Source organism: Clostridium sp. YIM B02506, from assembly GCF_022324845.1.
In the GTDB taxonomy this organism is placed as follows: Bacteria; Bacillota; Clostridia; order Clostridiales; family Clostridiaceae; genus Clostridium_T; species Clostridium_T intestinale.
Genome location: NZ_JAKGTG010000016.1, coordinates 86,009 through 95,809, shown reverse-complemented (window position 1 = coordinate 95,809; position 9,801 = coordinate 86,009). Strand labels below are relative to the sequence as shown.

Sequence of the window (9,801 nt, the reverse complement as noted above, 5' to 3'; positions counted from 1 at the left end):
ATAAAAAAAAGCAGGGCATGTATTTCTACATACTCTACTCTTTGAGTGTATCATCTTAACTTAATGACATTGAATTAAAATGGAGTGTTCTTTTTATTTATGGTAAAATATTGACAAGAGATAAAACCAATGATAGTATAAAACTTATAAAGAGTTAATAAATAACTCATAAAATGGAGTGATAATTTGTGAGAGTAGAGTTACAAGAAAAATTAGAATTACTAAAAGATAATTATAGTGATGCTAAAAAAGAATTTAAATGGGATATGGCTATATTTAATCATTTTATAGCACTAAGTTATGCTAGCAAAGGTAAGAGGGCAGATACAGAAAAAATTAAAGAAATAAAAACTTATATTAAAGATAATACTGGCTTTTTTTCTAAATTTAGAGGGAACAGCTTATCTTTAATGTCGTTACTTTTGTCTTTTGAGGAAGATTATAAAACTACCTTTAAAGAGATAGAAGAAATGACAATTAAACTTAAAGAAAATGGAATAGCCTCCTATGAATATAGTCCAATGATAGCATACACATTTTTGAAGAATTCTAATAAAGAAAATATGGACGAAAATATTCAAAGAGCTAGATTATTTTATGAAGATATGAAAGATAATCATGTGTTTTTGACATCTAAGGATGACTATGTTTATGCGGCTTTATTAGGATGTACAGATTTAGATGTAAAAGGAACTTGCGATAAAATAGAATATATATATTATAAATTGCACAGTATTGGATACAGTAGGAGCAATGGACTTCAGACAGTATCTCATATTCTATCACTGAGAGATGACTATGAGTTTAGGGTAGAACTGTTTAATCAGATAGTAGTTAAGTTAAAGCAATTAAGGGTTAAAGTTAATAGTTATAATCTAGCTTCCATAGCAGTAGTTGCTTTAATCGTTGATGATTATTCAGAGATTTGTAATGAAATACTAGAAGTATATGAAGATATAAAAAATGCCAAAGGTTATAAATATGGGGTGCAGGCACATATAAAAACAATGTTTAGCTCTATTTTAGTTACAAGTATATATACAGATGAAAAAAATAAACTTATGGATATATCATCAGGGTTAACAATGCAGCTAATTGCAGTTGCTCAGCAACAGGCTATGATGGCAGCCGCATCTGCAGCAGCCGCTTCAGCGGCAGCATCATCATCATAAATTAAGGAGGTTTTTATGAGAGTTATTAGTAGAAGTATGGCTATTTTTATATTAGGGATTATAGGATTTTTTGTTTTTCTAAGTCCAAGTAATACTTGGGCAGCATCCAAGGAATATTATATTTCAAATATAAATATAGAAGCTAAAGTCGATGATAAAGGTAATATGAATGTTGAAGAAACCTACAGATACAATTTTACAGGAAAGTTTAATGGGATAAAAAGAAACGTAAAAACAAAAGGTTCTGATGGGGTTGAGGATGTTAAGGTATCCATAGTAAATAATAACAAGGATGAATTTATAAATGAAAGTAATAGCGAAAACAACAATACTTTTCAGTTAAATAAATCAAGTAGTGAAACTGAAGTAAAGATATTTAGCCAAAGTCAAGATGAAGAAAAAGTGTTTAAGATAAGGTACACATTAAAAAATGTAGTAACCAGTTATAGTGATTTATCAGAGCTTAAATGGGTGTTTTTTGAGAATGAAGATGATGTAAAAATAGATAATATTACTGTATTCTTGACTCTTCCTAATGAAATCACAAAAGAGGTTACTTATAGTGGAGAGGGTCCCAAAAGAGGAGAATTAAGAAATATTGACAATAAATATATAAGGCTTACTTTAAATGATATGGAGAATAATGACGTAATAGGAGCTTCGGTATTATTTCCATCAACTTGGATTAATACTTCTAAAGTAGTAGATAAAACCTATGATGAATACTCTAAAGAGGCTAAAAAACAAAAAACAATTACCACAGTTGTTATAGCTTCAGGAATATCAATAGCAATACTTTTAATAACTATTCCTTTATATTTAAGTAGTAAGCGTAGAAAAAAAGCAATAGATAAATATAGGGAAGATTATGTATTCTTTAACGGAAATCTATATGAAGATATACCATCAGATTTAACTCCTGCATTAGTATCTATATTAGTGAATGGAAGAATAGATATAAATGATTTTCTAGCGACGATATTATACCTCTCAAACAAAGGAATAATAAAATTTGAGGGGAATTACAGTGAAGATGATTATGAAGATGTCTCTATATCAATAGATGAAAATCATAGCTCGGCTTATCTTTTAGATAGTGAAAAGTATTTAATAGGCTGGTTAAAAGGATATATGAAAAATGGGAAGGTTAAACTTTCAAAATTGCAAAAGGTATCTAAGAGTGAAAGCTTTAGAGAGGAATACTCAAGCTGGGAAAATGTAGTTGATATAGATGCTGAAAATCTTAATTTCTACACAAATATTTTAGGAAAGCAGATATTAACAAATGAGTATGAGGATGAAAGACTTAAGTGGAGAGCTTTTGAGAGATACTTTACTAACTTAAATGATGTTGATGATTTAAAGGACTTAAACATATGGAGCAGAATATTACCTTATGCTATAGCTTTAGATATATTTGATGATGTACAGGATTTTATAAAAGGAGATTCAAATTATTATGATTCATATAATCCTATGTATAACTATGGATTTATGTATTTCTATGCAAGTAGTTATCATGATAATTTTAACCACAATTTCTCTAGCTCAGATAGCAGCAGTTCTACAAGTAACTTCTCCGGTGGAAGTGGAGGAGGAGGCTTTGGTGGCGGAGGGGGAAGTAGTGCCTTCTAAAATCTTTTAACTGTGATATAATTTAATATATATTTTAATAGTGGATATATGTGTTATTATCCACTATTTTTTTGGAGGAGTAGGATATGAAAAGAGTTGCAGCTGTTCATGATTTGTGTGGATTTGGAAAAGCTTCTTTAAATACAATTGTACCTATATTATCTTCTATGGCAATTCAAGTGTGTGCTGTACCAACTGCTGTGTTGTCTACTCATACAGGCGGGTATAAGGATATTGCTGTAAGAGATTTAACTGAATATATGGAGGAGCATATAAATCATTGGAAGAAGTTAAATTTGAGTTTTGATTGTATATATTCTGGATATTTAGGTTCTCCTAAACAAGCAAAAATAATAAAAGAGTTTATAGAATACTTTAAAACTAAAGATAATATAGTTTTAATTGACCCCGTAATGGGAGATGATGGAGAACTATATTCATCAATAACAAATGAAATGGTCTTAGAAATGAAAGATCTAGTATCACATGCAGATATTATAACGCCTAATGTAACAGAAGCTTTAATGATATTGGGTAAAGAATATAAGGACAAAGAAGATTTATTATACTGGAAGGAAATTTTGATTAACCTAGCAGAATTGGGTCCTAAAAAAGTTGTATTAACTTCTGTAAAAGCTTTTGGTAATGAAAATGTATTTACTTTGGCTTATGACAAAGATCTAAATAAATTCTATAAGGTTGAGACTCAGCATATAAACATATCATTTCCGGGAACTGGTGATACCTTTGCATCTATAATGCTTTCGTACATACTAAAAGGGGAAAGTTTTGATAAAAGCGTGAGTAGAGCATGTAGCTTTATATATAAACTTATAGAAGAAGGTAAACATCATGTAGAGGATATACGTGAAGGATTACCATTAGAAATGTTTTTAAAAGAACTTATTTTAGATGATTATTATTTAATAGATTCTAAAGAACTATAATAAATAGAAGCCCTCTAGTATGATTTTTAGAAGGCTTCTATTTATTTATTTTAATTGTGTAGCAAGGTATTCTCTATTATGAATTACACTTTGGTTATTCGGAATGTATTTTGCAGCAAGTTCATTATGAAGGTTTGCTTCTACAAATTTACCCTGTCTAGAATAACAAACACATAATTGAATATGAGGAATCCAGGTAGAATAGCTAGCTTGAACTAAAGCAAGGGAACCTTTGTTTTCAGGTAGTTTTGTAGCTAAGTCATACCAAAATATAGCTTGATCTAATTGATTGCTACTAAAGAAATAATAAGCTATTTTACAACAAAAATCAGCTCTAGGTATATCATACTGGAATGTTTTTAAACAATAATGCATAAAGCTATCCATATCTTTCTTTTTAGCATAACATTCAGCTATATTTGAGCAAGCTGTTTTATTATCTTCAACCCATCCTTGTTTTGAGTTTATAAATTTTTCATAGTAAGTTATAGCCTCATCAGTTCTATTGTTATAATAAAGCTCATTAGCAAAATAAAATGTATCTCTTGGAGAAAATTCTTCTCCTCTTGAAGCTCTTGCCTCAAAAATTCTTAAGTTTCTATTGCCGCTAGATTTAAGTTTCTTGTGATATACATTAATATCAGCGCTATGGATATTACCATACACAGATAGATACTCGTGAACTGGCCCTATCCACTCGAAGTTGTTGCTCCTTTTTACAAGTCTATTTCTCCTAAGTTGGCTTGTAGCATTGCCATATTCATCTTGACCTAAAATATAATTCATAGTTACTGAATCTATAGTTGTGTCAAAATTACTTTTTAAATTTATAAGTTTATTTACGTCTTCCTCTAATAAAATGTCGTCGGCATCTAACCACATAATATAATCTTTAGTGGCCTTACTAAAAGAAAAGTTTCTAGCCTTTGCAAAATCATCAATCCATTCAAAATCATAAACCTTAGCACCAAGCTCTTCTACAATACTTTTAGTATTATCTGTAGAACCAGTATCAACGATTATAATTTCATCTAAAGCATCTCGAATAGAGTTTAGACATCTTGCAATAACATCAGCCTCATCTTTTACTATCATACATAAACTTATAGATATTTTTTCATTCATAAGTGCACCTCTTTTGTAATTTATAAAAATACTTTCAAAGTATATTATGAATTTACTCTATAAATGTACACTGTAAATCCCTCCAAAATAATATGAAATGCTAAGAAAATACAATTTATATATATAAATTATAAATTTCATGAACAGGTAAGGAGATATAATAATAATTTATATAGTAAGTAAAATTTTTGGAGGAAAAGATGAAAACTAGTATAATCATATTAACTTATAATAAACTTGAATACACAAAACAATGTATAGAAAGTATTAGAGAATTTACAGAAAAAGATTCATATGAATTAATCGTTATAGACAATAATTCAACTGACGAAACGCCTAAGTGGTTAGAAGAGCAAGAGGACATAATAGCAATATTAAATGAAGATAATAAAGGATTTCCTAAGGGATGTAATCAAGGAATGGAGATAGCCACAGGAGATAATATATTACTTCTTAATAATGATACTGTAGTTACAAAAAATTGGCTTGAGAATTTAACTACTGCTTTATACAGTGATGAAAGTGTAGGGGCTGTTGGACCTGTTACTAATAACTGTTCTAATTTTCAAAATATAGCTGTGACTTATAATAATCTAGAAGAAATGAAAGTGTTTGCTGAAGAGTATAATAAATCCAATAGCGAAAATTGGGAGCATAGACTTATATTAATAGGATTTTGTTTACTTGTAAAAAAAGAAGTTGTAGATAAGATAGGGCTCCTAGATGAAAGATTTTCACCAGGGAATTATGAAGATGATGACTATTGCTTTAGAATTACTGAGGCAGGATACAAATTAATTTTATGTAAAGATACATTTATTCACCACTATGGAAGCCTAAGTTTTAGTGCAGATTTAGTAGCTTTTAATCATTTAATGGCTACTAATGGAATTAAATTTAAAGCTAAGTGGGGTTTTGATGTAGGCTATTCATGTGGAGTTAGAAATGACATTATAGGACTTATAGATTCACCAAAAGATAAGGCGATAAATGTATTAGAGGTTGGATGTGCTTGCGGAGCTACATTAATAAGAATAAAAGACCTTTATAAAAATGCTAATATATATGGGGTAGAGTATAATTTAAACGCAGCAAAAATTGCTGGGAAAAATGTTAAACTGCTAGGATATAATATAGAAACTGATAAAATAGAATGTGAAGAGGAATTTTTTGATTATATTATATTTGGAGATGTACTAGAACATTTACATGATCCTTCTAAAGTATTATTAGATTTAAAGAAGTTTCTAAAAAAGGATGGCTTTGTAGTAGCTAGTATACCAAATGTTATGCACTATAGTGTTATAAGAGGACTTTTAAATGGAAACTGGACTTATGAGGATGCTGGATTATTAGATAGAACACATTTAAGATTTTTTACTTTTAATGAAATTAAAAAAATGTTTATTAATACGGGCTATGTTGATAGATTTTATCTAAAGGTATTTATAGGAAGAAGTCCTCAAGATGATGAATTTATTAATAAAATATCTCCATTAATTGATGATAGCTTAAAATGGCAATTAGATGCATATCAATATCTTGTTAAAGCTCAAAGAATAAACTAAAAATAGGAATATTTTTAATTAATAGATAATATACATGTATAAAATACTTGTATATTATCTTTTTTTATTCTTTAGATAAGTATAGCTTATAGTAAATGAACTTGATGAAGCTGAGAAAGAAGGAATCTAATGTAGAATAAAAAAACATCCTTTTAGAAATAGATTTCTAAAAGGATGCATGGTTAAATTATTTTAGATTCTTATAGTTATTATAAACTATAGAATAACTAGTTGATAGTTAAACCTGCACTTGCATATCCAAGTACTGTATTTATTAGTGTTACTCCAGCAGCAGTTGCTGAGAATACTAATAGAAGACGAGTCTGAGCGGTTACAGGAATAGCTAAACCAGTTGTAATTCCATTACTTACGGCTCCTATAGCTACTATACCAGTTAATGCTGGTGCTAAAGTTACACTTGCACCTGGAACAGCAGTAAAGGTATCGTCAGGTGTAGGCGAACTAAATAATTGAGCTGTAATTGTTATAGTAGTTCCTACAAGTGTTAAGGCAGCTGCTGTACTGAAGTATGCTGAGATAGAAGTAATTGTTCCATCACGAGGAGCTGAGAATGCAAAATTATTAATACCAGTTAGATCTATAGTACCACCAAGTATGCTTATACCTGTTTCATTTGAACCAAATCCAATAATACTAGTAGTACCAACCAAACCACCTGCTATAGTAGTAAGTGCAGCAGGTGTACCAGAAGCAAATGGGATTATAGCACCTGCAGCAGTAGCACCAGTAGCACCGGTAACGCCAGTAGCACCAGTAGCTCCGGTAGCACCAGTAACACCAGCAAGACCAGTAGCACCAGTAACGCCAGTATCTCCAGTAGCGCCAGTAGCACCAGTAGCTCCGGTAGCACCAGTAACACCAGTAACACCAGTAGCGCCAGTAGCACCGGTAACGCCAGTAGCACCAGTAACACCAGTAACACCAGTAACACCAGTAACGCCAGTATCTCCAGTAGCGCCAGTAGCACCAGTAGCTCCGGTAGCACCAGCATCGCCGGTAGCGCCAGTAGCACCAGTAGCTCCGGTAGCACCAGTAACACCAGCAAGACCAGTAGCGCCAGTTACGCCGGTAGCACCAGTAGCACCAGTAGCGCCAGTTACGCCAGTAATACCAGGATCGCCAGTAGGACCAGTAACTCCGGTAGCACCAGTAGCGCCAGTAACACCAGTAGCACCAGTAACCCCAATACCAGGACCAGTAGGACCAGTAGGTCCAGTAGCACCAGTAGCGCCAGTAGCACTAGTGGCACCTCTAAAAACAAGTGTGCAGCAAGCATTATTGCAACAACCATTATTTAATCTATATACCATATTTAAAAGTACCTCCTAATATATAATTAGAAATAAAATATCTCCTATATATAGATTATGGAATTTGGTGAGATTTGCCACATTTTATAATAAACATAGACATTTTTAATTTCTGATAACAAATATAAATAGGGTGAAAGTTGACATAAGGAAAACAATGTATTAGAATTTAATAGTAATTTATGTCCTCATAGTTCAATGGATAGAACAGTCCCCTCCTAAGGGACAAATGTAGGTTCGATTCCTACTGGGGATACCAAGAATAAATAAAGCCGATTTAAACTCAAAGTTTAAGTCGGCTTTATTATGTTACAGTTATTAAATCCAAATAAGTAAATTATATACAGAAAAATTGAGAAAATAATTATTAAACACAAATTAAATAGAATTTTAACAAAAAAAAGTGAATATTCACACTATTTTAGTGTACAATAGAATTAAGATACACACTTATAAAATAAATGTGTAGAAAAGGGGCCATAGGAAATGTATCAGTTTAATCTGAACGTTATCCTATGGTTTTTTTATACACATTATTACTGTAGAAGATAAACCATGAATTACATACAAAAACTAAGAGAAAAAGAGATAATACAAGAAAGAGATTAACAAATCACTTAAAAAGATATCAAATAACCTATTTAATGGTTAAAAATAGGTTGTGATGGAAATATTAATGGTTTATAATGTAATAAAGTAATAAATAGAGGAGAATATAGGATATATGCCCATATACATACAAATATTAGTAACTGTATTATTGATATATGTGTCAATAATAAATCTAGTTAGCTACAAATTAAATCTTAAAGATCTTTTTATAATGATATTAGCCGCAGAGTTTATTGCAGTACCTGTAGCTCAAATAGAAGAGTTTTTAGCCATAATTCCAATGATAATAATAACAGGAGTTATTTTATATAAATATGATAAGAACCTCATGATAAGCATAATAATTCCAATAGGGGCAGTACTTATAGGAGTGGTTGCAGATTATATAGTTAGTAATACATATATATCCTTATTTGGTATAAATGTAACTAGAGGAAATTTTAATATAGGAGTTGCCTTACTGGAGTTTTTTATATGCATAACCATAAGCAAGGTTATAGGATACTTATTAAATAAAAAAATCAAGTTAACTAATATCAATCTAAAAGGAAGGTATGGAGTACTTATAGTTTTAAGCTTACTACTAACGTTAATTATTTTTTATACAAACATTTATCTAGGTAGCAAGGCTGGTTTTAATGAAGATGTATTAAGAGCTAATGGAATTTTATTTTTAACATACTTTATTTTGCTGGGAGTAATTCTTTTTGTTTTAATTAGAAGCTTAACTAAGGAGTTAGAATTTAGAAATAAACAAAAGGAATTTGAGAATCTAAAACAATATACTGAGAGTTTGGAAAAGCTTTATTCTGATATGAGAGTATTTAGACATGATTATATAAACATAATATCATCAATGATCGGATATATAGATAATAGAGATATGGACGGATTAGAAAGACATTTTTATGAAAATATAATTCCTGTAAGTAAAAGTATGCAAAAAAAGGATTTTAAAATTGGAGCAATAAAAAATATCCATATACCCGAGATAAAAGGAATAGTTTCTTCTAAGCTTATAAGAGCGCAGGAGTTAGGCTTAGATGTTCATGTAGAGGTTGTTGAAAACATAGATGATATAAAAATGAATATTATAGATTTAAGTAGGATATTAGGAATTTTATTAGATAATGCAATTGAAGCATCTAAAGAAAGTTTAGAATTTAAGTTAAAGCTCGCATTTATTAAAACAGAAAAAGCAATAATTATTGTAATCTCTAATAGCTACAAGGAAAAAAATATTTCTCTAAATAAGATATTTAAACCTAATTATTCTACAAAGGGATCAGGAAGAGGACTTGGATTAAACAATTTAAAAAAGATAATAGATGACTATGATAATGTATTTTTAGAGACAAAAATGATAGATAATTACTTTATACAAGAGCTACAAATAACTAATACTTAAGAT

The 9,801-nt window shown here is 30.2% G+C and carries 7 protein-coding genes and 1 tRNA gene; 6 read left to right on the top strand and 2 right to left on the bottom strand.

Translation table 11 applies throughout. The annotated features are described in order from the left end of the window. Positions 1 to 188: 188 nt before the first annotated feature. From L1S49_RS13390 to L1S49_RS13380, 3 genes are all read left to right on the top strand, one after another. Positions 189 to 1,172, top strand: a complete 984-nt coding sequence (locus L1S49_RS13390; protein ID WP_083553575.1) for a DUF4003 family protein — start codon at positions 189 to 191, stop codon at positions 1,170 to 1,172. Between the two features lie 15 nt (positions 1,173 to 1,187). Further along, positions 1,188 to 2,807, top strand: a complete 1,620-nt coding sequence (locus L1S49_RS13385; RefSeq protein ID WP_238905288.1) for a DUF2207 domain-containing protein — start codon at positions 1,188 to 1,190, stop codon at positions 2,805 to 2,807. Positions 2,808 to 2,893: 86 nt separating this feature from the next. After that, complete coding sequence (locus L1S49_RS13380) at positions 2,894 to 3,754, top strand: pyridoxamine kinase (RefSeq protein ID WP_238905281.1); 861 nt, start codon at positions 2,894 to 2,896, stop codon at positions 3,752 to 3,754. Positions 3,755 to 3,799: 45 nt separating this feature from the next. Here L1S49_RS13380 and L1S49_RS13375 read toward each other — a convergent pair whose 3' ends face one another. Next, on the bottom strand, positions 3,800 to 4,879 hold the full coding sequence (locus L1S49_RS13375) for a glycosyltransferase family 2 protein (RefSeq protein ID WP_238905279.1): 1,080 nt from the start codon (positions 4,877 to 4,879) through the stop codon (positions 3,800 to 3,802). 200 nt (positions 4,880 to 5,079) lie between these two features. Here L1S49_RS13375 and L1S49_RS13370 point away from each other — a divergent pair, with 200 nt between their 5' ends. Further along, complete coding sequence (locus L1S49_RS13370; protein WP_238905277.1) at positions 5,080 to 6,447, top strand: bifunctional glycosyltransferase family 2 protein/class I SAM-dependent methyltransferase; 1,368 nt, start codon at positions 5,080 to 5,082, stop codon at positions 6,445 to 6,447. Between the two features lie 227 nt (positions 6,448 to 6,674). Here L1S49_RS13370 and L1S49_RS13365 read toward each other — a convergent pair whose 3' ends face one another. Next, positions 6,675 to 7,778 carry an exosporium glycoprotein BclB-related protein gene (locus tag L1S49_RS13365; RefSeq protein WP_343073978.1) on the bottom strand — a complete coding sequence of 368 codons (1,104 nt, stop codon included), beginning with the start codon at positions 7,776 to 7,778 and terminating at the stop codon, positions 6,675 to 6,677. Between the two features lie 184 nt (positions 7,779 to 7,962). On the opposite strand from L1S49_RS13365, the gene L1S49_RS13360 reads away from it, so the two are divergent. Further along, a tRNA-Arg gene (locus L1S49_RS13360) sits at positions 7,963 to 8,037 on the top strand. Positions 8,038 to 8,502: 465 nt separating this feature from the next. Next, positions 8,503 to 9,798 carry a GHKL domain-containing protein gene (locus L1S49_RS13355; protein ID WP_238905276.1) on the top strand — a complete coding sequence of 432 codons (1,296 nt, stop codon included), beginning with the start codon at positions 8,503 to 8,505 and terminating at the stop codon, positions 9,796 to 9,798. The last annotated feature ends 3 nt before the right edge of the window (positions 9,799 to 9,801 follow it).